At 54.4% G+C, this 22385-nt stretch carries 19 protein-coding genes; 6 read left to right on the top strand and 13 right to left on the bottom strand.

Annotated elements, in window-relative coordinates; translation table 11 throughout:
- Positions 1-3: 3 nt before the first annotated feature.
- From ACTJIK_RS10910 to ACTJIK_RS10855, 12 genes are all read right to left on the bottom strand, one after another.
- Positions 4-1551, bottom strand: a complete 1548-nt coding sequence (locus tag ACTJIK_RS10910) for a glycerol-3-phosphate dehydrogenase/oxidase (protein WP_440646405.1) — start codon at positions 1549-1551, stop codon at positions 4-6.
- Between the two features lie 304 nt (positions 1552-1855).
- Complete coding sequence (gene glpK, locus ACTJIK_RS10905) at positions 1856-3349, bottom strand: glycerol kinase GlpK (protein ID WP_440646404.1); 1494 nt, start codon at positions 3347-3349, stop codon at positions 1856-1858.
- Between the two features lie 10 nt (positions 3350-3359).
- On the bottom strand, positions 3360-3710 hold the full coding sequence (locus ACTJIK_RS10900; protein ID WP_120516942.1) for a PadR family transcriptional regulator: 351 nt from the start codon (positions 3708-3710) through the stop codon (positions 3360-3362).
- 47 nt (positions 3711-3757) lie between these two features.
- Complete coding sequence (locus ACTJIK_RS10895; protein ID WP_440646403.1) at positions 3758-5176, bottom strand: glycoside hydrolase family 125 protein; 1419 nt, start codon at positions 5174-5176, stop codon at positions 3758-3760.
- A 67-nt stretch (positions 5177-5243) separates the two neighbouring features.
- Positions 5244-6380: a sialidase family protein gene (locus ACTJIK_RS10890; protein WP_440646402.1), complete on the bottom strand. Its 1137-nt coding sequence runs from the start codon at positions 6378-6380 to the stop codon at positions 5244-5246.
- Positions 6377-8950, bottom strand: coding sequence for a sodium:solute symporter family transporter (locus ACTJIK_RS10885; RefSeq protein ID WP_440646401.1), 2574 nt, complete (start codon positions 8948-8950; stop codon positions 6377-6379). Before ACTJIK_RS10885 ends, ACTJIK_RS10890 begins: the two co-directional genes overlap by 4 nt.
- Before the next feature lie 9 nt (positions 8951-8959).
- On the bottom strand, positions 8960-9889 hold the full coding sequence (locus ACTJIK_RS10880) for a dihydrodipicolinate synthase family protein (RefSeq protein WP_440646400.1): 930 nt from the start codon (positions 9887-9889) through the stop codon (positions 8960-8962).
- A gap of 1 nt (position 9890) precedes the next feature.
- Complete coding sequence (locus ACTJIK_RS10875) at positions 9891-11378, bottom strand: RagB/SusD family nutrient uptake outer membrane protein (protein WP_440646399.1); 1488 nt, start codon at positions 11376-11378, stop codon at positions 9891-9893.
- 77 nt (positions 11379-11455) lie between these two features.
- Positions 11456-14815: a SusC/RagA family TonB-linked outer membrane protein gene (locus tag ACTJIK_RS10870; RefSeq protein ID WP_440646398.1), complete on the bottom strand. Its 3360-nt coding sequence runs from the start codon at positions 14813-14815 to the stop codon at positions 11456-11458.
- Between the two features lie 585 nt (positions 14816-15400).
- A complete protein-coding gene (locus tag ACTJIK_RS10865) occupies positions 15401-16075 on the bottom strand; it encodes a FadR/GntR family transcriptional regulator (protein ID WP_440646397.1) in 675 nt (224 codons plus the stop codon).
- Positions 16076-16142: 67 nt separating this feature from the next.
- Entirely contained in the window at positions 16143-16637 is a 495-nt protein-coding gene (locus tag ACTJIK_RS10860; protein ID WP_440646396.1) for a cupin domain-containing protein, read from the bottom strand.
- Positions 16638-16691: 54 nt separating this feature from the next.
- Entirely contained in the window at positions 16692-17858 is a 1167-nt protein-coding gene (locus tag ACTJIK_RS10855; protein ID WP_440646395.1) for a PepSY-associated TM helix domain-containing protein, read from the bottom strand.
- Positions 17859-17988: 130 nt separating this feature from the next.
- On the opposite strand from ACTJIK_RS10855, the gene ACTJIK_RS10850 reads away from it, so the two are divergent.
- The 5 genes from ACTJIK_RS10850 (at position 17989) to ACTJIK_RS10830 (ending at position 21064) form a co-directional block, all read left to right on the top strand.
- Positions 17989-18357 carry a hypothetical protein gene (locus ACTJIK_RS10850; RefSeq protein ID WP_440646394.1) on the top strand — a complete coding sequence of 123 codons (369 nt, stop codon included), beginning with the start codon at positions 17989-17991 and terminating at the stop codon, positions 18355-18357.
- A 158-nt stretch (positions 18358-18515) separates the two neighbouring features.
- Positions 18516-18797 (top strand): hypothetical protein, encoded by a 282-nt coding sequence (locus ACTJIK_RS10845; protein WP_440646392.1) that lies wholly within the window; start codon positions 18516-18518, stop codon positions 18795-18797.
- A gap of 77 nt (positions 18798-18874) precedes the next feature.
- Positions 18875-19465: a TetR/AcrR family transcriptional regulator gene (locus tag ACTJIK_RS10840; RefSeq protein WP_440646391.1), complete on the top strand. Its 591-nt coding sequence runs from the start codon at positions 18875-18877 to the stop codon at positions 19463-19465.
- A gap of 38 nt (positions 19466-19503) precedes the next feature.
- Positions 19504-19749, top strand: a complete 246-nt coding sequence (locus ACTJIK_RS10835) for a hypothetical protein (protein ID WP_440646390.1) — start codon at positions 19504-19506, stop codon at positions 19747-19749.
- Positions 19750-19786: 37 nt separating this feature from the next.
- Entirely contained in the window at positions 19787-21064 is a 1278-nt protein-coding gene (locus tag ACTJIK_RS10830; RefSeq protein ID WP_440646389.1) for an MFS transporter, read from the top strand.
- A gap of 53 nt (positions 21065-21117) precedes the next feature.
- On the opposite strand, the gene ACTJIK_RS10825 is transcribed toward ACTJIK_RS10830, so the two are convergent.
- The gene (locus tag ACTJIK_RS10825) at positions 21118-21498 is read right to left on the bottom strand and encodes a VOC family protein (RefSeq protein ID WP_440646388.1); all 381 of its coding nucleotides are present in this window, start codon (positions 21496-21498) and stop codon (positions 21118-21120) included.
- 207 nt (positions 21499-21705) lie between these two features.
- Here ACTJIK_RS10825 and ACTJIK_RS10820 point away from each other — a divergent pair, with 207 nt between their 5' ends.
- Positions 21706-22332: a TetR/AcrR family transcriptional regulator gene (locus tag ACTJIK_RS10820; RefSeq protein WP_440646387.1), complete on the top strand. Its 627-nt coding sequence runs from the start codon at positions 21706-21708 to the stop codon at positions 22330-22332.
- Positions 22333-22385 lie beyond the last annotated feature (53 nt).

Here is a 22385-nt window from a genome sequence, read left to right as displayed (position 1 = left end):
ATTTTATTGCAACTGGTACGTTCTGGCCAGCTCATGGAAAGAACGTACCTGTTGTTCTTCCCACTGTTTGTCTTTCCCGGTTTCTTCCGCCATGATGGCCGCTACTTCCGGCGCCACGCGCAGCGCCTCTTCGGCATCCAGGAAAAGCGCGCGGGTCCTTCTGGCCAGCACGTCTTCTACCGTGTGCGCCATTTCGGTGCGCACCGCCCACAGCACCTGCGCTTTCACAATACCCAGCGAACCGCTTAGTATTTCTTTTGCGCCGGGCAGACTTTTCACTTCAGCCGCGTCGGAACCGTAATAATATAAGGGATCGTTTTCATCCAGCTTCAGCGCCGAGCCATGCACGGGCAGGTTGCGCGTAACGGATTGGGTAGGCCGCCATTGTTTTACCTTTTCCAGCCTGTCCACCACATCTTCGCCCATTTTGCGGTAGGTGGTCCATTTGCCGCCGAGGATGGTGACCAGCCCGGTGGCCGATACCATTATTTTATGGTTGCGGGATATTTCTTTCGTTTTCTCGCTCTTTTCCGGCTTGGCGAGAGGGCGCAGGCCGGCCCAAACGCTTTTCACATCTGCGCGGGTGGGCGTTTTTTCCAGGTACTGGCCGGCGGTTTCGAGGATGAACCTGATCTCTTTTTCCATAGCCACGGGGTCGAGGCTGATCTCATTCACCGGGTTGTCTGTAGTGCCCACCACGATCTTGTTATGCCAGGGCACGGCGAACAATACGCGGCCGTCGCTGGTTTTGGGGATCATAAGCGCGTTCTCGCCCGGCAGGAAGCTGCGGTCCAGCACCAGGTGCACGCCCTGGCTGGCCACTATCTTGCGTTTGATCGTGGGGTCGTCCATTTCCAGGATATCGTCCACGAACACGCCGGTGGCATTGATGATGCCCTTGGTGTGGATCACGTAGCTGCGGCCGGTTTCCGTGTCTTCAACGGTTACCAGGCCCAGCTGGCCGTTGCCGTTCTTCTTCAGCCCGGTCACTTTCATATAATTAAGGGCGATGCCGCCTTTGTCGTAAATGGTCTGCATGAGGTTCACCGCCAGCCTGGCATCGTCGAACTGCCCGTCGTGGTAAAGGATGCCGGCGGAGAGGTGGTCTTCCCTGAGGCCGGGGAGCTTTTCGATGGTCTTTTTACGGGAGAGGTGAACGGAACTGCCCAGGCTGAGGCTCCCGGCCATCCAGTCGTATACTTTCAGGCCAACGGTATAAAAAATGCCTTCCCACCAGCTGTAGGCGGGGATTACAAAAGAGAGGTTCTTAGCAAGGTGCCTGGCGTTCTTCAGGAGCAGGCCGCGTTCTATACTGGCTTCCCTTACAAGGGCCACATCGCCCTGCGCCAGGTAACGGACGCCGCCGTGCAGGAGCTTGGTGGCTTTGCTGGACGTGGATTTCGCGAAATCAGATTGTTCGAGCAGCAGTGTTTTATATCCCCGGGTAGTAGCTTCCAACGCTGCGCCTAAGCCGGTGGCGCCCCCTCCTATCACGACTACATCCCACTCCTCGTTATTCCCGATCTTTTTCAGTTGTTCTGTACGGTTCATTTTCTCTATATGTTCAAGGCATTATTATACAATATACATCGCATTCCGATACTGGCAAATTTAATCGATTTGCGGCAGGTTTCGGGAAGAAATTTATGTTACAGCTCATATTCCCTGGTGATTAAAGGCTCCTGATAATAACATTTAACGCGGATATTTGGTTGGAAGTTATGACATTACGATGGAATTTGAAAGCATTTTCGTTAGTTTTTGTAAAAAAATGAAAGTATAATGAAATAAAACGAAAGGCGGAAGAGAATTTCATTCCCTTCCGCCTTCACATAGGTTTTATAACCCTTTTTCCCTAAAAGTCCCAGTTCTTTACCCGGGCCACCGCTTTCCGCCACTTTTCACGCAGCTTCGGGTTATCGTCCGGCGCCCCGGGCGTAAACACCCGGGCGATGGTATATTGTTCTTTAATTTCCTGCAAGGTCCAGAAGCCGGTGGCCAGCCCTGCGAGGTACGCAGCCCCGGTGGCGCTGGCCGGCATCACCTGCGGGCGCATCACGGGGTACTGCAGCAGGTCTGTCTGCATCTGCATAAAAAAGTCGTAAGTGGCCGAAGTGCCGTCCACCCGCAGTTCGGTAATAGCCCTGCCGCTGTCTTTTTCCATGGCCTCCAGCGCATCCGCAATGCCGAGGGCCACGCCTTCCAGCGCAGCGCGTGCAATGTGGCCGCTGGAAGTGCCTCTCGTAATGCCGATGATCATACCACGGGCGTACGGGTCCCAGTGCGGGGTGCCCAGGCCGGAAAGCGAAGGCACGAAGAGCACGCCGCCATTGTCAGGCTCGGTTTGCGCCAGGGCCTCTATTTCGGCGGTGGACTCGATCAGCCCCAGCCCGTCCCTGATCCAGCGGAACACGGAGCTGCCGCCGAATACGCTGCCTTCCAGCGCATAGGTCACTTCCCCGCCGATCCGCCAGGCAATGGTGGTGAGCAGGTGATTGTCTGACACGACCGGTTTGGAACCGGTGTTCATCAAAGCGAAGCAGCCGCTTCCATAAGTATTCTTCACCATTCCCGGCTCCAGGCACATCTGCCCGAAAAGGGCTGCCTGCTGGTCGCCCGCCACGCCCGCAATGGGAATGCTGGCTTCCAGGATGCCGGGAGCGGTATGCGCAATGATCTCGCTGTTGCTGCAAATGGCCGGCAGCAGCTGGTGCGGGATGTTGAAGAGCCGCAGCAGCTCTTCGTCCCATTCCAGCGTGTGGATATTGAACAGCATGGTGCGGCTGGCATTGGTAACGTCGCTCGTGTGGGTTTTACCCGCGGTGAGCTTCCAGATCAGCCATGCGTCGATGGTGCCGAAGGCCAGCTGGCCCTGCTCCGCGCGGATGCGCGCATCGTGCACATGATCGAGTATCCAGGATATTTTGCTGGCGGAAAAATAAGCGTCGAGGATGAGGCCGGTTTTGCGCTGCACCAGGCCGGAGAAGCCCTGGTAGCGGAATTCGTCCACCAGCTTGCTCGTCCGCCTGTCCTGCCAGGGAATGGCATTATACACGGGTTCGCCGGTGCTGCGGTCCCATATCACGGTGGTTTCGCGCTGGCTGGCAATGCCGATGCCGGCGATCTCCGAAGCATGTATGCCCGTGGTGGCCACCAGCTCTTCGATGACAGACAGCATGGTATACCAGATCTCGTTCGGGTCCACTTCTATCCACCCCGGCTCGGGGTAATGTTTTTCGTATTCTTTCTGCAGCTGCTTCACCACCTGGCCCTGCCGGCTGAACAGCACTGCGCCCGCCGCGCTGGAACCCAGATCAAGGGAAAGTATATATTTCTTGTCGCCGTTCATTTCCTGTTATTTAAACATCCTTCAGGTCGGTAATAGCCTGCATCAGCTCTCCGAGATACTGGTACATGGTTTCAAGGTATTCGTTGCCCTGGTCCGTGAGTTTATAATATTTGCGGGGCACGCCTTCGTCCATCTCCACCCAGCGGCTCTCTACCAGCTTCTCTTTTTTCAGCCGGCTCAGCAGGGGGTAAATGGTGCCTTCGGCAATGTCCATGTCCGCCAGCTTTTTGATCTCGCTGATAAGCTCATAACCGTACCGTTCCTTCTTTTGCAGCAGGAGCATAATAATGTATTCAAACAGTCCTTTTTTGATCTGGGATTGCCACCTGGTGATGAAATAGGCGTTTTGCTTATTCTCCATAAGGGATCGGGTACGTTATAAGACAGTTAAAAGTAAGCAATAATCGCTTATGCCAGCAGGTGCGGCCTTTCACGGTATATTTTCCAGATGAACTCCCCGAAGATCGTGTTGGCCCAGGCGAACCATGCGCGGGTGAACTGCGCCGGATCGTCCTTTTGGAAAGACTCGTGCATGAAGCCTTTGCCGGCATGGCATTTCTGCAAAATGGCCAGGCATTGTTTTATTTCCGCTTCGTTGTTGCTCGTAAGCCCCTGCATTACCACGCTGATAGGCCAGATGCGCTGCATGCCGGTGTGCGGGCTGCCGATGCCTTTGCCTGCTTTTCCTTCGAAAAAGAAAGGGTTCTCTTTTGACAGTATCAGGCGGCGGGTGTTGGCATACACGGGATCGTTCGCCTTCACCGCGCCGAGGTACGGCAGGGCCAGCAGGCTGGGCACGTTCGCATCGTCCATCAGGTTGAAGCTGCCGAAGCCGTTCACTTCAAAGGCATACACCTTGCCGAACTGCGGGTGCGTTACGATCGCGTATTTCTGGATGGCTTTTTCCACTTCAGTTGCCAGCGCGCGGCATTCGGCCGCCAGCGCAGCGTCTTTATGGAAGGCCTGCACCATCTCTGCGGCCTGGCGGAGACTTACTACCGCGAAGAAGTTGGAGGGTATAAGGAAGGGAAAGATGGTGGCGTCGTCGCTGGGCCTGAAGATGGAACAGATAAGGCCCACGGGTTTCACGGGGTAACCGTAGCCACCTAAAGGCACGCCGTCGGTGGCCCAGGCGGTATTGCGCTGGAAATGGTAAGGACCGGGGCCGTCTTTCCGCTGCTGCTCCTTAAATGTTTTCAGGGTCAGCGCGATGGAGCTTTTCCAGGTATCGTCGAAAGGTGAGCTGTCGCCGGTATTTTTCCAGTACATGTACCCGAGGCGGATGGGGTAACACAGCGAGTCGATCTCCCACTTGCGCTCGTGGATGCCGGGTTTCATGTCGGTAAGGTCCGTTTTCCATTCGCCCTGTTTGTTCTCGTCTTTATAGAACGCGTTGGCGTAAGGGTCTTTCAGGATGCATTTCACCTGGTGGTTCACCACCCCGGCAATGAGCTGTTGCAATTCCTTGTCTTCTTTTACCAGCGGCAGGTAGGGAGACACCTGGGCGGTGCTGTCCCTGAGCCACATGGCGTCTATATCGCCGGTGATCACGTAGGTGTCAGGCCGGCCGTTCGCGGTGGTGAATTCAACCGTGGTGTCCAGCGTATTGGGAAAGCAGTTCTCGAAAAGCCAGGACAGTTCATGGTTCCGGCTTTTGCTTTTTACAGCGGCGATGGCCTTTTCGACGGCTTCGCTGCGGAACTTTCTTTGCGCCGCGGGGATGCGCACTACCGGGAAGTCCTGCGTGCCGGCCCAGCTCAATGCGGGGCGCAGCAGGATGGCGGACGACAGTACAGCGGACTGCCGGAGGAAGTTTCTTCTGCTCATATTGCTTGATTAATCCTGAAAAATAGGAAATCAGGAGGTTATCAGGCAATAAATTCCGGAATTTTTCTTACTTCCTGTATTTGCGGGTGGTAAAAATAATGCGGTTGTAGTTTTCTTTCTCGTAAAGGATACCGATCTCGCGTTTACCGATGGCAATAATGTCTGAATAAGCGGAGTTGTTCTTTGCGCCGATGCTGTCTATCTGGTAGCGCTGCGTCCAGGTCCTGCCTTCGTCGTTGCTGATGCGCAGGGTGAGGTTATCGCGGTTGAGGGTATCGGCGGCGTTGGAGAAGGCGAGGATGGCTTTACCTTTTTTGAAACCGAGCGTGATCAGGCTGCCCTGGCACACGGGGTCCGGCAGCTGGTGGTCGTAATACGCGGTGTCCCAGCTGCGGCCGTCGCTGCTGATGGCGACGATCCGGGCTTTTACATTCTTCTGCTGGTTGCGGATGTTGAGCATCAGCCTGTCGTTGCCCAGCTCCGCCGCTATGGCTTCGTTGCCGCCGGGAAAGCTCACGTCTTCGCTGATCTGGAAGGTTTTGCCATGATCGTCTGAATAATAACCGCCCGCCCTGTATTCCATGAAACGGGGCTGCGGGTCGCCGGCGGAATGGTTGGTGGCCACATAGATGCGGCCTTTGTATTTACCGGTGGTGAACTGCATGGCATGGCCGGGGGTGTTGAAGAAACACCGCCAGTCTTCCTGGAAATTATACGGCGCCTGCTTGGGGCGGTGCACCATGGCGGTGATGTTCACGGGCGCGTCCCAGGTTTTGCCGCCATCAGCCGAGGCTACATACCATGCTTCACGGAGGCCTTTCCCTTTTCTTACTTCACTTTCGTGGTTGTTGCCGGTGTTATAAAAAAGGAAAACGCGGCCCTGCGGGTAGGCGGGATCGGTAAAATCCACCACGGGCGCGGGATTGCCGGCCTGCATGTCTTTATTGTCCGCTACCACCTGCAGGGCGCTCCAGGTTTTTCCTTTATCGGTACTTTTCTTCAGCACAATGTCTATATCCCCGAAGTCGTTGGCATCGCCCACCCTTCCTTCCGCAAAGGCCAGCAGCGTACCGTCCGGCAGCTTTACAATGCCGGGGATGCGGAATGACCTGTATCCTTCTGTTCCTGACTGGTATACCGTTACCTGCGCCCATACCGGCAGGCAGGCGATGAAGACAATGACTGTGCTGAAGATCTTTTTCATGATACGACTTGCGTTTTATCTTTTGTTTCCGGGAAAATAAGACTGAAAATGTATCCCATTACCACGCAGCCGATCACGGCGAACACGGGGTACAGGAAAAAGCTGATGGACTCTGTGCTTTGCACAAAATAAAGGCCGATGCTGCTGAGGATGAAACCAATGAAGATGCCCCTGCTGTTGATCTTCGGGAAGAAGATACCTGCGGCGAACATCCCGGCCAGGCAACCGCCGAACAGCCCGATGATCTTGAGATACTGGTCCCAGATAGACACGTTCTGCAGGTACACGAGGTACATGGCAATACCGCAGCCGGTAGCGCCCAGCAGCATGGTCACCAGCTTGGCGAAACGCAGGCTTTGTTTGTCCGTCGCGTCTTTTTTGAATCCTTTATAAAAATCGGTGGTGAGCACGGTGGCGATGGCGTTCATGCTGGAGCTGATGGTAGACATCGTGGCGGCGAAAAGCCCCGCAATCACCAGCCCGGAAAGGCCTGCGGGCAGCTGCTGTGAAATGAACCAGGGGAACACGTCGTCTACCCTGCCATGCGGGTTCAGTTCCGACGCATGATGCCGGTAGAAGAACCACAACGCGGTGCCTACGCCAAAAAATATGAAAGTGGCGGGTATCACCATCAGTGCATTCGTCCAGATGGAGCGGCGGGCCTCTCCTTCAGTGGCCGTGGTGAGGTAACGCTGCACCACCACCTGGTCCGACGTATAGGTGACCAGGTTAGTGAGGAAAGCGCCGATGACTATCACCCACAGCACGGGCTGAGACATGCTCCAGCCGAGGTCCGCGATCTTGAACTTCCCTGCCTGCGACGCTTCGCTGAACAGTGCGCCAAGGCCGCCGTCTGTATTGGCTGCCATAAAAAAGAAACTCACGAGGGCGCCGCCCAGCAATACGAATACCTGCATCACTTCCGTCCATACCACGGCCTCAATGCCGCCAAACACGCTGTAGAGCGTGGTCACCAGGGTGGTGAGCACAATGCATGCAAATATATTCGTGCCCGTTACCGTGCTCAGCACCAGCGCGGGCAGGTAGATCACCACGCCCAGGCGGCTCAGCTGGAATATCACGAAGGTCAGGCTGCCGAGCAGCTTCACTTTCGCGTCGAACCTTACCTGTAAATATTCGTATACGCTGGTTAGCTTCAGCTTGCGGAAATAAGGCAGGTAAAAGCCGGTAACGATGGGCACCACGGCGATGATCATCAGGTTGTTGAGGATGTACACCCAGTTGGTGGCATATGCCTTGGCGGGAATGGCGATGAAAGTGAGCGCGCTCAGCTTGGAGCCGAAAATGCTCAGACCGGCTGCCCACCAGGGAATTTTCTGCCCGCCAAGGAAGAAGTCTCCCGTGGTATCTCCCATTTTCCTGGACACATACACGCTGATGCCGATCACCACTGCGAAATACAGGGCTATCACCATCCAGTCCAGCCCGCCGAAACGGCCGCCCGGCTGCTGCGGCGTGGCTATCAGCACGTGACGGCTGCGCACGGCCGGCCTTGCTTCGCCGCCCGGCAGCACAATGTTGCCGTTCCATACCACCAGCGGGGTGGTAACGGGAGCGTATACACTGGCATGCGGATTTTCCGAAGCGTCCGCTTTTTTAATCACGGGCATGGCGCCGGTTACGGACCATGTGTCTGTGATCGTGTTGTAGGCCAGCACATCCTGGCTGAAACCGGGATGGCCGTCCAGGAGGTCGTTCACTTTGGCTGCATTCGCGCCATCGTCGCCCCCGAAAAGGAGAAGGTGGCTTTGCCCTGCGGCGAAAGCCGGGGTAGGCGCGGCTGCCAGCGGGTGCGGCAGCTCAGCTATCTTTTTCCAGCCGGCGGAGGGCGTGTATTCCCAGCAGTCTTTGAGGTACTGCCGGGCCTGGCCCGCGGGCTGATGCACGCCGCCGAAGATGTATATTTTTCCGTTCAAAGCACCTGCCATGGCCAGCATACGCGATGCGCCGGGCAGCGGGGGAAGCGCCTTCCATTGCCGGCCGCCCGTTGTGGCATCTAATGGCAGGCTCCAGAACTGTTGCCCGGTTGAACCATTGACCGTGTTCACGCCTCCTGCGAGATAGACCACTCCGTCCAATACGGCGCCGCATGCGTTGATCACGGGCGCGGGCAGGTCGGGCAATGCTTCGCGGGTCACTTTCCCGTCTGCATATCGCAGCATGAACGCATCTTTGTAGTGAGCCTGCGCGTCGCCGCCGCCGAGGCAGATCAGCGCATTGTTTGCGGTGAGGGAAACGCCGTAACCCATAGGGCGCGGCAGTGTTCCCGCGGCTTTCCATTCGCCGCCGGGCTGTTCCAGCACCCATATGGAATCGTGCCAGGTTTTAACGCCGCCTGACCAGGGGCGCGTGTTACCGGGGAAATTCGCGCCGCCGGCAATAATGAGCGCGCCGTTGCTTACGCCGGCATAGCTGCCGGCAAGACCGTCCTTATCAGGCAACTGCGCCCCTTCTTTCCACGAAAAGAAAGCTTCGGGCGTTTGTTGGGAGTATGCATTCAAAGTCAGTAAACAGGCAACGATCACTAACCATCTGTTCAATATTCGCATGCCGGAGTATTAAGGTGTTTGAACTACTTTCCGTGCGGGGGCCTTGTCGAAGAAAGACAAACGGTCCAGCTCGCCGTGGAATTTTGCATATGCTTCCTGGCTGAAGCTGGTCAGCGGAAGCCTGCAGGGGCCCAGGTTCCAGCCAAGCATCTGCATGATGGCTTTCTGACCGGGGATGGGCGGGTATTTCACCAGGTAACGGATCACTTCCACCATATAGGCGTGCGAAGCGCGGGCTTCGTCCATGCGGCCGTTCCTGAAATGTTCCATGGTCTTAAGATACAAAGGCGCGGCGAAAGTGTAAGTGCTGCCGATAGCGCCTTTTGCACCCACCGCCATAGCGGGCAGCAGCATTTCGTCCAGGCCGTAGAGGATATCGAACTTGCCGTTCTCGTATTCCAGGCAGGACTGGTATTCCTGCAGGGAAGTGGCCGTGTACTTGATGCCGGCAAGGTTAGGAATGGCGGGCGCTGCAATGCGCAGGAACTCGATCATATCCATGCCCACGCCGGTGAGGTGCGGAATGTGGTAGTAATAAAAAGGCAGCTCCGGTGCGGCGGCGGCTATCTGCGCCATGCTGTCCGCCAGGTTCTGCACGGAAGTGGGTTTGAAGTAGAATGCAGCCACGGCAGATATAGCGTCTGCGCCAATGGATTGCGCATGCGCAGCGAGTGCGCGCGCTTCGGCAATGCTGCTGTGGCCCACGTGTACGAACACCAGGAGCCTTTTGCCCGCGGCTTTTACAAATGCTTCTGCCACTTCCATTCTTTCCGCAGTGGTCATGTTCGGCCCTTCGCCGTTGGAACCGCAAACGAAAATGCCCCGCAGGCCGTCTTCCACCAGCTTGTCTGTCAGTGCGGGAATGAGTGAATGATTGATAGTGCCGTCTTCATGAAAAGGGGTGAAAGCTGCGGCAATAAGTCCTGTTACTTTTTCCATATTATTTATATCCATCGGTTTGTTTAATAAGACTGTTGTTGGCCAGTACGGTCGTGTTCAGCGGCCAGAACAAAGGCGTGGTTTTTCCCGCCAGGTTGGGTACGTAAGTGTACACGTCAATGGTGCCGCCTTTATGGAACCGTACGAGATCGTACCAGCGTTTGTTCTCGAAAAACAGCTCGCGCCCGCGTTCGTCGAGTATTTCTTTTTCAACGCTGGGTTTGTCCGTAGCCCCGGTGTAGTCGCCGGTGCCGGCACGCAGTCTTACCTTTTCAAGATACTCAATTGCATTCGTAGTTTGGTTGAGCGCTGCGTACGCTTCGGCTTTCATCAGGAATATGTCTGCCAGGCGGTACATGGGTATATCGTTGTCTGCCACACGGCCATCTGCGTAGATAGAGCCGGTGAACTTGGTGATCCAGGAGATCTTTAGTGTGTTGCCGTCTCTTTCCGTTACCCAGGTAAAAGGCTTGCGTTTGTCAGCCGGGTCTGTAAAGAGGGCGCGGGACTTCGGGCTGATCTGGAAAGCACCCTGGCCGTTGGCGGAAGTTTGGGCATAGGGCAGGCTGTCTATGTTATCCGCGCCTTGAATGGCCTGGGCATTAGGGAATGCATTCACGCACATATGCGTAGTAGCCGGCACGCCGCCTACCGCGGCGGTGGATTCGTCTCTCAGGAAAAATGCCGCCAGCAATACTTCAGGATTGTTAGCCGCGCGTGAATTGGCCGCGTTCTTAAAGTCCGGCGTCAGCGTTGCGCCGGATTTTTCCACTTCACCGATGGCTTCGATGGCGGCGTTCAGGTCCGCATTGCCGCCTCCGAGCACCTTGGCGCTCCAGAGTTTCACGTCCGCTTTCAGCGCCTGCGCGGAAGCGTAGGAGAAACGGTATTTAGACGGGATCATAGCGGGCGTAAAGCCGCTGATGGCTTTGAACTGCGCGATGGCTGCATCCAGGTCCGCAGTGATCTGTCGGATCACCTCGGGCGCGGGAGAGCGGGCTAATAGCGGTACTTCAGTATCGGTCACGGCTTCCAGCATCAGCGGCGCATCGCCAATGACGCGGGTGAGGTGGAAATAAAAATATGCCCGCAGGCTATAGGTTTCAGCCAGTATTCTTTTTTTCAGGTCAGGATTGGAAGCGAATTCAAAACCCTGGATCTTTTCCAGCAGCAGGTTGCAATGCCCGATGGCCCTGTACCAGTTCGCGTAATCCAGTGCGCCGGAGCTGGGCGAGATGTTATGTGACCATGCCGCGGTAAAGCGGGAGTTCAGCGCGGAAACCAGCTCCTCGCTCCTTTCCGTACCATATGTTACGTTGTTGGCAAAATGGCGCATGAAAGGGTAGATGCCGGTAAGATAAGGCTCAAAATCGCCTTCATCCTGCCAATAGACCGCTTCCGTGATGGAGGACTGCGGTTTCACTTCCAGCAGCGAATCGCAGCTGGTGAGGATCAATATGCCGAGTATATATGGGAATATCTTTTTCATCCGTTAATATTTTGATGTTTTTTGTCGGACGGAACCTCGCAATAACATGCTCGGTTTCATAACAATAATTTTTTCGATCAGAACCGGAGTGTTGCGCCGAGTGAGAACTGCCTGGGCCTCGGGTAGCCGATCGCATCGAAGCCGGTGTAGTTCTCAGGATTTATGCCGGAGTATTTCGTGAGATATCCCACGTTGAATACGCTGGCAAATACGTTCATGCCGCTGGACCCGATCCTGCGCATCCATACGGCAGGCAGGTCGTAGCTGAGGGTGATCTCCCGCACGGCCAGGAAATCGCCTTTCTCGATCATGGCGGATACGTCGGAAGAATAGCTGTTGTTTACGCCTAAGGGAGTGTTGCGGAGGTAGTTACGCTGCCCGAAATCATAGTCCGCAAAGGAGAAGCGCGCATATTTTTTGCCTACGTCGCCTGACTTCTGCCAGATGTCCGGCCCCAGCGCCTGCTCGGGAGCGCCCTCGTTGAAAGCGCGGCCCTGGCCCAGCGAACGCGCAAGCGCGCCGTTGCTGATCATATGGCCCATGGCGTAGTCCAGCGACACCCTGAGCGAAATGCCTTTGTAGCTGAAGCTGTTCTGCCAGCCGCCGATCTTGTCCGGCGTGCGGTAGCCCATAAATACCAGGTCCCTGGTGTCTATCAGGCCATCTTCGTTCAGATCCGAGAAGATGAAATCGCCCGCGCGTTTGCCTACTTTCTGGCCTTCGGGAGAAGACATCATGTCTTTATGCGTCTGGTTCCATTTATCCGCTTCTTCGTTCGTGGAGAACACGCCTTCCACTTTGTAGGCCCAAAGCCCGAACGGTCTTTCGCCCTCGGCGTAACCGCCTACTTCCACTTCCTTGCCCTGTACGGGGTCCCACACGGGCGCTCCGTTCTGGCGGTTCTTCTCGCGGCCATTGTCAGGCAGCGACTTGATCATCTGTTTATTATAAGCGAAGGAGAAATTGGTGGTCCAGGTGAAATCGCCCTTCCTGAGCACCGTTCCCCCGATCTCCACTTCCCAGCCACTGTTCTGCAATGTGCCGTTGTTGTATACGATGGTCGGGAAAGGCGCTTCCGAAGGCAGCGGCATGCTTGCCAGCCTGTCCCTGGTGAGCTTATTATACCAGTCCACCGTAAGGTTGATGCGGTTCTCAAAAAAGCCCGCTTCTATGGCAACGTCCAGGGACCTTGTGCTTTCCCATTTCAGGTTCGGGTTGCTCAGGTTGCTGCGCACGATGCCGGAGCCCAGTCCGTAATTCACCCCTGAATATCCGCCGTAAGTGTCCGTGAGAAGCAGACTGTTGTCTCCCGCCACGCCCCAGCTGGCGCGCAGCTTGAGAGAGCTTACCGGCTTTACATGCCAGAATTTTTCGTGGTGAATATTCCATGCTGCGGACACGGAAGGGAAGTATGCATATTTATTACCCGGCGCAAAGTTGGAGAAACCATCGTAACGCAGGGTAGCACCTACGATATACTTAGAATCATAATCGTAGTTCACCTGCCCGAAAAAGCTGGCGGAGCGGTCTTCCAGCAGCTCTGTGCCGAAGGCCGTTACGTTGGTGACGGGTATTCCGTCTATAGAGGTCATCGGCGGTTCGTCGATCGTATAAATGTAATCGTTGGCGGCGCGCTGCGATCCGATGCTCACCTTGCTGTTGGTTTCCCTGGTGTAATTGAAGCCTCCCAGGATCGTGAAATTATGACGGTTCTGAAGAGAGAAATCATATTGCAGCACCTGGTCTATCATCAGCTGCCGGTAGCTGTCGGTATTTTCATTCTTCTGGCGCTGCGTGGAAGGCTGAATCTCGTCTGCCGGTGTTTTCTTACGCATGAACATATAACGGTAGTCCTGCAACAGGTAGGAGATGGAAGGCCTGTAGTGAAGACCCTTGATAATGGTCCAGTCGCCTGCGAGGCGGGACACGAGGCGTTCCGTGTTGGAGCGCACATCGTCGTATTTTATGGTATGCAGGCGGTTACGGGCAGACCACAGCTCGCCCAAAGCAGGATTGCCGTCGTCCTTCATAATACGGATCAGCGGCGTGAGGCGTGTGCCACGGGTAAGCTCGTTGGTGAAACTTTCCACGTAATTGGGCAGCACGTTCTGGTAATTGACAGATGCATCTATCTTGAAGTTATCTGTAGCCTGGAAACCAAAGTTGCCCAGCACATCGTAACGTTTATATTTCGTGCCCACGAAGATGCCCGCCTGATCCGTATATCCCAGGGATACATTATAGTTTGCCTTTTCGGTGCCGCCATTCACGGCAACATTCGTGTTGTTGGTAAGACCGGTGTTCCAGATCAGGTTTTCATAGTCATTATCCGCATAAAGCAGCTTGGTACCGGGATTGATAGGATCTTCCATCACCATCCATCCTTTGGCGAGGAGATTGTCTACATACGCCTGGCCTTCCACGGCCACGATATTGTCGTACAGAGCTGTGAGGTTCACGTTTTTACCGTACTGGCCGGGGGCAGTATATACACGGGTTCCCGCGGAAAAACCGCCGTTGTTCAGCATATTATCCTTCGGAAGAAGGTCATCCGTATTCTGTACTGTAGTGCGGGCAAGCCGGAGGTAATCGGTGGCGTTCAGATATTTATAATCGCGGGATTTGGTTTCCCAGGTAACGCGGTGGTTGATGGACAGGTTCATTTTCGAACCTAATTTTCCTGTTTTTGTTTTGATCACCACTACGCCGTTAGCGCCACGGGCGCCATAGATGGCGGTAGAAGCCGCATCTTTCATCACCTGGATGGACTCAATGTTGTCCGGGTTCACGTCGTTCATAGAATTGCGGAATACGCCATCTATGACGAACAATACGTTACTCCCCCTGTCTACAGTCGATACAGTGCCGCCGGAATTGCCCTGGCTGGTGCCATATACGTTCAGCTTGGTACCCCCGCGGATGATAATGTTGGCGGCCCCTGCGCCCGGCTGGCCGGAAGAAATGGGGAGAGACACCCCGGCGATCTTACCCTGCATAGCCTGCACCGGGTTGGGATTGGAAGTGTTCTTCAATTCCGCCGCGTTTAGTTTCGAGATGGAAGCGGAGGTTTTAGTGCGCGACTGCTGCATATACCCTACCACCACCACGTCTTCGAGGGTGCGGTTGGCAGAGCTGAGCTGCACATTCACGGAAGTCTGCCCGTTGAGGGCGATTTCTTTGGAAACAAATCCCATGCTGGATACGAGCAGCACGGCGTCGGCCGGCGCGGCAATGCTGAAGCTGCCGTCTGCGGCCGTAAAGGCGCCCTTGGTGGTGCCTTTTACCTGGACGCTGGCAAATTCGATGGCCCGGCCGGTGGAGTCCGTCACTTTACCTTTAACAGTGGCGGTTTGCGCGCCTGCGAAGTGCGGAAGCAGGATGATGGAGACGATGATAGTCAGCCTCCATAGCTTAGAGATAGATTGGATCAGGTTCATAACTAATCACTGTTTAGACAGTAATGGAATTTAATTGCTACTAAAATTGATTGCTAAGTTGACTTGTATATATGTCCTACATAAATCAAAAATAGGGGAAAATATTCCAATCTTCAAAGAATTTTTTTGTGGGGCGGAAGATTTAATAATAGACGATTATCCGCTTGTTTAAACCGCTACGGAAAAAAGGCCGTCGTTGCGGGGAGCAAAGGGGCGAAGCCGTCATTGCGAGGAGCAGCAGGGCTAAAGCGGGTGGGGCGACGAAGCAATCTCCTGCATTGAATGAGGATGACCAATACAATATTGGGAGATTGCTTCGTCGCGCCTCCTGCACAAAATCCCCCGCTGCTCCTCGCAATGACGGCTTTGCAGGGCAACGTTGGTTTATGGGGAAAAAAAGACTGATACTCCGGGGAAGCTTTCAGGGATAAAAATGTAACAATAGGTTAAGGAGCGTGTTTCAGCGGAAGTAACGAAAGAAAGATGGGATTATTGAAACGGAACAAAAGAACAGGAAGCGATAAACGGCGTAAAAGAAAGCATGCTCCTGGCGGGGCTATACCCGCCAGAAAGCCCTCCCCTGCACTATTTCAGCTTGTTGAAATGCGGCTTCAGGTGCTCGTGCATTCCCTGCCTGAATTCCTCTTTGCTGCCGTCTTTGAGGATATTCACCAGGTCCACGTGCGACACTTTGCCGATCTGCGGCACCTTTTCAAGACTGATCACATACCCGAATATGGGCAGCAGCATGTTCTGGAAACGCATGAGGGTCTCGTTGCCCGTCATCTGGTATATTTTGCCATGGAAAGCGATCTCGTTGTTAATGCGGAAGGTCAGTCCTTTTCCGCCAGGGTCCTGGCTTTTGGCAATGGCTTCCAGCTCGGCGATGTCCTTTTTCTTTTTGCGCAGGTAGAGTATATCCGCCAGCCCCATTTCGAGGGTGAGGCGCAGCTCGAATATATCCTGGAGCGTGCTGTCGTCTATGATCAGCGGGTCCAGCACACGTTCGAAAGATCCGAGTATATCAGGAGTGGAAAGTATCATGCCGCGGCGCTTCTTCGTTTCTATCATTCCCAGCATACGCAGGCGGCTGAGGGCTTCGCGGACAACGTTGCGGCTCACGCCCAGCGCGTCGGCCAGCTCCAGTTCGGATGGAAGGGCATCTCCGGGTTTAAACAATTTCTTTTTGAGGTATTCCCGCAGTTCTTTTTCCACTACATCGGCCATAGTGCGCTGCGAGATAGGGCCCAGATCCTTCATTAGATCAGATTTTGCCATTGGGTTCGGTGTTTTGTATAAATGTAGAACAAATTAATGAAATCGCTCATCACGATCTTGTCAGCAACGCGATCAGCCCGGCGTGCTGCGGGTACAATTCAGACAGTTCCGCTCTTCCTGCCAGTTCAAAGTCTGCAAAATCGAAACCCGGCGCCACCGTGCATCCCACCAGCGCAAAGCCGCCCGTTTCCTCCACGCAGGAAGCAAACCAGCTGCCCGCCGGGATCACCAGCTGCAATTGCTCGCCCTGGCTGTAATTGCGGCCAAGCCGGTGCACCTTCAGCAATCCTTCCGCGGTGATCTCGTAAATATGCAGGGTAATGCCATCGTAAAAATGCCACATTTCATCGGAAGAAATGCGGTGAAAAGCGGAAAAATCACCGTCTTCCAGCAGGAAATAAATGCCCGTGGAAGCGTTCCTGGGGCCTGAAAAGCCGGCAGGCTCCATTATTGCCGCCGCGCGGTAGGTTTCCCGGAAAGAACCTCCTTCAACATGTTTGGTCAGTTGCAATGTATCCCGCCAGTAAGCCGCTGTAGTTTTCATGCAATAAACATACTGCGTTTTTTCGGGAATTCTTTTAGCGGGAAAAAGAGAAGATCAGGAAGCCACGGCCACCTTCTGCTGCAGCTTTTTCTTCTGGGCCACGGGTTTCTTTTTCCTGCGCCCCCACCAGATATATACGCCGGTAACGGGCAGGCTGGCGCATATCAGGCTGGCGCAGAACATCAGGATCTTTCCCGCCAGGCCCCATACGGCGCCGGTATGCACGTCGTAGTTCATGCGGCGGAACTTATCGCCGGCGCCTTTGTCTTCGTATTTGCCGGCGTATACGCCCTTAGCTTCCAGGGGTTGAAGCGTGTATTGGTCAAACTGGTAATTATCTGTTTTATAATAAGTACCGGGCCGGTGGTTGATGGAAACACTGATGGTACCCTGTGTGCCTTCGCCGAAATAAACGGACATGCCCGTGCCCGCAGGGGCCTTTTGGCGCACTTTCTGCCAGGCCAGGTCTGTAGCCTGCTGCAATGTATACGGCCGTTGCTGCGCGGTAGTGTCAGACACGGGGTATACCGCGTCGCTGAGCGACTTACCGCCGGTGGTCACATAATAAAGGGAATTGCTCCACCATTCAAAGCCCCATACCAGCCCTGTTATCACCAGCACCAGCGCCACTATCATGGCATAGAAACCCAGCACATTATGCAGGTCGTAATTGAGGCGGCGCCACTTCGCATCCCATTTGATGGAAAAACGCTGCTTGCGTGCGGCCTTGTTCTTCGGCCACCAGAGCACCATTCCGGTTACGAGCATGACAAAGAAAATGAGGGTGGCGTATGCTACAACAGGCTGACCGATATGATGCGGCAGCCAGAGGTAAAAGTGGCCTTCGAGTATGATGCGGAAAAAGTCTTCCTTCGAATCCCAGACCTTCAGTACTTCGCCGGTGTAGGGGTTCAGGAATACCTGGTAATAATATTCGGGGTCGCCACCGTAGAACTGCACCACGGTGCTGTAGTCCTTCCCGCCATAGTTGATGCCGTTGGCGGCAATGCCGGGGAATTGTTTTTCGGCGATCTCTTTGAGCACAGTAGGCGGCAGGGGCTGTACATTGGCTTGTGGGGTAATATGGAAGTAGTCACGGCTGAAGAGGCTCCGTATTTCCCACTCAAAAGCCAGCAGGCAGCCGGTTACGCTGATGATAAATACCACCAGCCCGGACGTCAGTCCGAGCCACAGATGCACTTTCCCTACGATTTTCTTCATTGGCCGTTTAAACTTACCCTGCAAAAGTCCGAAAGAGGGAGCGGCCCCGCAACTCGGATCGGGAAAAAATTATACGCAATCGGGAAAAACGGGTACACACTTTCGATATTTTTACTATATTTACTATGCTTTGCGCCCTTTAATTGCCATATGTCTTTTTGCAGCTCTCAGCATGCAGTTTGCCGCCCGCCTCAGCGGGTACGTGCAATGTATGGTTACGGCTTACGTTGTGAACCGCGGCGATCTCGCGGTGGATTGCGAATGTATCCGTCATCTGGCTGCATCGTTTGGCGACGATCATTCGGGGAACCGGCATATGCAGGCGAAACCGCAGGAACTGAAGATGCAGGATTATGTTCCTGTCACTACAGAAGTACTGCTCAAGCCCACGCTGCTTCCCTCCCATCCTGTTCCCGGCATGCTTCCCAGCCAATACCGGTACACCGGGGTGAGCGCAATATTCCATCCTCCCTGTAAGGCTTCCCTTCTTTTTATTTAATCATCATTTTTATTGTCATCTTTTCACCTGACGGTTGGAAAAAACGTGCGTCCGTACCAGTTTCCAAGACATCACCGGCATCATTTTTTAACCTGCCGCGGGTGAGATATCATCATGTTCCCGTACGCGGCTGCCGCGGGGAATGAACGGCTTTGCATATGCGCAGGGTTACCGTACCATTCCCGGTGGCCGGCGGAAGCCGCCGCTGGTATCATGATGAGAACAGGCTGTTCCCGGCCCCTGCCGCGCTGGCGAAGGCTTTCGCCGGCGGAAGCTTTGGCTGGCGCGCATGCCGGGCAGCCTGGATACAGCCTTACAGTGTTGTTCACCTCCCCGGAAGTACCGTTCCCGCGGCCGCACAGGGTAAGGCCCGCCCTGCCATGAACGCCCCTTCCGGGGAAAACTTACAGATTGGCGCAAAGCACCGGGGCAGTTTCTGAGGGAACTGCCCCGTTTTTTTATCCAGCGGAAAATAATTTTTTTAAGTAAGCGAACGCTCACTTATATTTGCAGGACAATGCGTGCAAGAGACGAAAACAAGATCTGCCTGCTTCACCACAAGGCCGTGGAAATGATCGTAAAGGAAGGGCTGGACGGGTTCGGGGTGAACAAGCTGGCCAAAGCGGCCGGCGTGTCTCCCGCTACCATTTACATTTATTTCAAGGACCGGGAAGACCTGATCGTACAGGTCACGCTCCGCGTATCCGACAAATTGCTCAAAGAAAGCCTGGACGGGTTCAGTCCCGACATGAGCTTCGAGGAAGGCTTGCGGAAACAATGGCAGAACAGGGCCAGGTATTTCCTGAACAACCCGCTGGACGTGGAGTTCATTGAAAAAATGCGCTATTCCCATCTTTACGATAAAGTGGCCGGGCGTATGTACCTGACTTTCAAGGAGGTGATGGGTAAATTTTATCACGGTGCAGTAGAAAGGAAAGAGCTGATACCGCTGCCTTTTGAAGTGTACTGGGCTGTGGCTTTTGCGCCATTGTACCAGCTCATCAAATTTCATACGCAGGAAACGACCTTCGGCCACAAGAAATACACTTTTACCGAAGAAAACATGGAGCAGGCGTTTCAGCTTGTATTAAAAGCGCTCAAACCGTAAAACACCGCATTATTTAACCTGGCTAAATGCTTATGATCATGAACACAGCGTATTTAACCGCGACAGGCCGCGAAGTACTGGTATTCCGCACCAATATCCGCTTCAAGAAAGACCTGCGGCAGATTGGCCCGGTGCTGGAAAAAGAGCCCGGCGTACTGAAATGGAATGTAGACCGCGAAGATACCGACAAGGTGCTCCGCATCGAATCCATGCAGGTGGCGCCTGAAACGATCATTCAACTCATCAGCCGCGAAGGTTTCTTCTGCGAAGAGCTTCCCGGCTGACCTCATCACGGTTCAACACACACTACGAAAACATTTTATGGACACCATCAACGCTCCTAAAGAAAGGATCTTCACCCGGTACCAGGTCTTTGTCATAGCCATCCTGGCATTACTGCAATTCACCGTTATACTCGACTTCATGGTGCTCAACCCGCTGAGCGAAATACTCATGCGGAAGTGGGACATCTCCGCCGCCCAGTTCGGCCTGGTCGTGTCCGGCTACGCTTTCAGCGCGGGCATTTCCGGCGTGCTGGCCGCGGGCTTTGCGGACAAGTTCGACCGTAAAAAGATGTTGCTCCTGTTCTACACCGGCTTCATTCTCGGCACTTACCTCTGCGCCCTCGCGCCCAATTACCAGATGCTGCTGGCCGCCCGCATTGTGACCGGCCTGTTCGGCGGCGTGATCAGCGCCATCGGCATGGCCATCGTGGCGGACCTTTTCATGCCTGAAACACGGGGCCGCGTGATGGGCTTTATCCAGATGGCGTTCGCCCTCAGCCAGATCGTGGGCATCCCCGTGGGCTGGGAACTGGCCATCCGCTTCGAATGGCATGCGCCCTTCTGGATGATCGGCGTGCTGGGCACACTGATGGGCATCCTGATTGCGGTGTACATGAGGCCAATTACCGAACACCTCACGAAAAGAACAGAGAAAAACGCTTTCAAACACCTCTGGGATACGCTCCGTAACCGCCGGTACTTCCTCGCTTTCGGCACCATGGTGCTGATGGCTACGGGCGGCTACATGCTGATGCCCTTCGGGAATGCATTTTCCATTCACAACATGGGCATCCATCCGGAGCAGATCACCTTCCTGTTTATGGCTGTAGGCCTGGCCAACCTGGTTTCAGCGCCTTTCATCGGCCGGTTTACGGACAAGCTTGGCAGGGTGAACGTGTTCTATGCCGCCAGCCTGCTCACGCTCGTGATGGTGGTGATCCTGACGCACAGGGGCATCACGCCGCTGTGGCTGGCTATCATTATCAATTCCATTATGATGATCGGGGTATTTGGCAGGATGATACCGGTGAACGCTATCATGACCTCCATGCCTTCCATGCAGGACCGTGGCGCTTTCATGAGCATCAACGCGTCCATCCAGCAGCTGGCGGGCGGGCTTGCTTCCGTGCTGGCCGGGCAGATCATTCACAAAACCGGCACCGGTTACCTGGAACATTACGATACGCTGGGTTTTGTGATCGTGGGCGCGCTGATCATCACCACGATCATGATCACTTTGCTGAACAGGCAGATATCCGCCGAGAAAACCAGCGCGGCCGTTACGCCGCCTGAGAACGTGGCGGCGGCGCACTAAAGGAATTCCGGGAAAAGGAGCTGATCTTTTGCGGGGTCAGCTCCTTTCCTTTTTTAGGCTTTCGGGTTGAATAAGGGGTTATATATCAATCCCAGCAGGTTTCCCCAGAGATCTTTCACCACGGCTACTTTCAACGGGCCGCCCACTTCCATCGGCGGCTGATGCGGCGTTGCGCCGAGAGACAGCAGGTGGTTGTACACTTCATCGATATCATCCACTCCCCACAACGTTTCCACCCCGCCCTGGCCGGGATGCCCGTCACTGCCTTCTACCGGCTGCACGCCAAGCTCATACCCGCCTATTTCGAACCCCACATAAAAAGGCTCGTCAAAATACGGTTCGGTGCCAAAAGCCTTTGCATACCACTCCTTCCCTTTTTGAATATCGGTAACGCGGTAAATGGCTGTTCTCAGCCCTTTAAAATATTGCGGCATAAACATGATTTTTGTCATGCCGAATATACGCAATAATTCCGTTGGGAAATATTTAACATATCAGCTGTAACCCTCTACTGAACAGCATTTCAACTTACCGTCAAAAAGTATTTTCAGCCGTTTTACGGCCCGTGTTCATTGCGTCCGTAAATTTGTAAAAGTATCCCTGACCCGCTCCGAACATTCATCGTTAAAACGATTTTTCATATGGAAAAACAGACTATCCGCGAAGCTTACAAGCGCTACTGGCTGGAGAACGGCAAAAAGCCCGTATCCGTATATGCGCTTTGTAAAATACTCGACCTCCCCGAATCTTCCTTTTATGAACATTACAGCACATTCGAGGCTGTGGAGGAAGACATCTGGCTGGATGTGTTCCAGCGCACGCTGAACCAGCTGAAAACGGACGAAACCTACCAGCAATACAATGCGCAGGAAAAGCTCCTCGCTTTTTATTTCCTGTGGGTGCAGAAGCTGAAGGAAGACCGGAGTTATATCCTGCAGCAGGCAGACCGTTCGCGCCTGCCGCTCAGCCAGCTGGGCCAGCTGAATACTTTCAAAAAAGCTTTCTACGACTACGCGGCGGGCCTGATCAGGGAAGGATATACCACCACGGAGATCAAGGAACGCAAATACATTTCCGATAAATACGTGCACGGTTTCTGGGTGCAGGCGCTGTTCGTGCTGAAATACTGGATTGAAGACAGCAGCATAAACTTCGAAATGACGGACGCCGCCATCGAAAAGGCCGTGAACCTCAGCTTCCAGCTGATGCATTCCAATACGCTGGACAGCCTGCTGGATTTCGGGAAGTTTATATTGACCAGGAAGTAACCCAACAGCGAATGAAACCGAAGGTTCCATTTGGCCTTTGAAAAGACAAAATG

It is taken from the genome of Chitinophaga sp. 22620, from assembly GCF_052044405.1.
Lineage (GTDB): Bacteria > Bacteroidota > Bacteroidia > Chitinophagales > Chitinophagaceae > Chitinophaga.
The sequence above is the reverse complement of the archived record's forward strand: the minus strand, read 5'-3'. Positions and strand labels throughout refer to the sequence as shown.

What these genes read in the sequence shown, in the direction of transcription:
- ACTJIK_RS10830 (WP_440646389.1), top strand. Translation starts at nt 19,787, where the DNA reads ATGGACACCATCAACGCTCCTAAAGAAAGGATCTTCACCCGGTACCAG.
- ACTJIK_RS10880 (WP_440646400.1), bottom strand. Translation starts at nt 9,889, where the DNA reads ATGGAAAAAGTAACAGGACTTATTGCCGCAGCTTTCACCCCTTTTCAT.
- ACTJIK_RS10840 (WP_440646391.1), top strand. Translation starts at nt 18,875, where the DNA reads ATGCGTGCAAGAGACGAAAACAAGATCTGCCTGCTTCACCACAAGGCC.
- ACTJIK_RS10900 (WP_120516942.1), bottom strand. Translation starts at nt 3,710, where the DNA reads ATGGAGAATAAGCAAAACGCCTATTTCATCACCAGGTGGCAATCCCAG.
- ACTJIK_RS10860 (WP_440646396.1), bottom strand. Translation starts at nt 16,637, where the DNA reads ATGAAAACTACAGCGGCTTACTGGCGGGATACATTGCAACTGACCAAA.
- ACTJIK_RS10910 (WP_440646405.1), bottom strand. Translation starts at nt 1,551, where the DNA reads ATGAACCGTACAGAACAACTGAAAAAGATCGGGAATAACGAGGAGTGG.
- ACTJIK_RS10865 (WP_440646397.1), bottom strand. Translation starts at nt 16,075, where the DNA reads ATGAAGGATCTGGGCCCTATCTCGCAGCGCACTATGGCCGATGTAGTG.
- ACTJIK_RS10890 (WP_440646402.1), bottom strand. Translation starts at nt 6,380, where the DNA reads ATGAAAAAGATCTTCAGCACAGTCATTGTCTTCATCGCCTGCCTGCCG.
- glpK (WP_440646404.1), bottom strand. Translation starts at nt 3,349, where the DNA reads ATGAACGGCGACAAGAAATATATACTTTCCCTTGATCTGGGTTCCAGC.
- ACTJIK_RS10835 (WP_440646390.1), top strand. Translation starts at nt 19,504, where the DNA reads ATGAACACAGCGTATTTAACCGCGACAGGCCGCGAAGTACTGGTATTC.
- ACTJIK_RS10825 (WP_440646388.1), bottom strand. Translation starts at nt 21,498, where the DNA reads ATGCCGCAATATTTTAAAGGGCTGAGAACAGCCATTTACCGCGTTACC.
- ACTJIK_RS10855 (WP_440646395.1), bottom strand. Translation starts at nt 17,858, where the DNA reads ATGAAGAAAATCGTAGGGAAAGTGCATCTGTGGCTCGGACTGACGTCC.
- ACTJIK_RS10820 (WP_440646387.1), top strand. Translation starts at nt 21,706, where the DNA reads ATGGAAAAACAGACTATCCGCGAAGCTTACAAGCGCTACTGGCTGGAG.
- ACTJIK_RS10870 (WP_440646398.1), bottom strand. Translation starts at nt 14,815, where the DNA reads ATGAACCTGATCCAATCTATCTCTAAGCTATGGAGGCTGACTATCATC.
- ACTJIK_RS10845 (WP_440646392.1), top strand. Translation starts at nt 18,516, where the DNA reads ATGCGCAGGGTTACCGTACCATTCCCGGTGGCCGGCGGAAGCCGCCGC.
- ACTJIK_RS10875 (WP_440646399.1), bottom strand. Translation starts at nt 11,378, where the DNA reads ATGAAAAAGATATTCCCATATATACTCGGCATATTGATCCTCACCAGC.
- ACTJIK_RS10885 (WP_440646401.1), bottom strand. Translation starts at nt 8,950, where the DNA reads ATGCGAATATTGAACAGATGGTTAGTGATCGTTGCCTGTTTACTGACT.
- ACTJIK_RS10895 (WP_440646403.1), bottom strand. Translation starts at nt 5,176, where the DNA reads ATGAGCAGAAGAAACTTCCTCCGGCAGTCCGCTGTACTGTCGTCCGCC.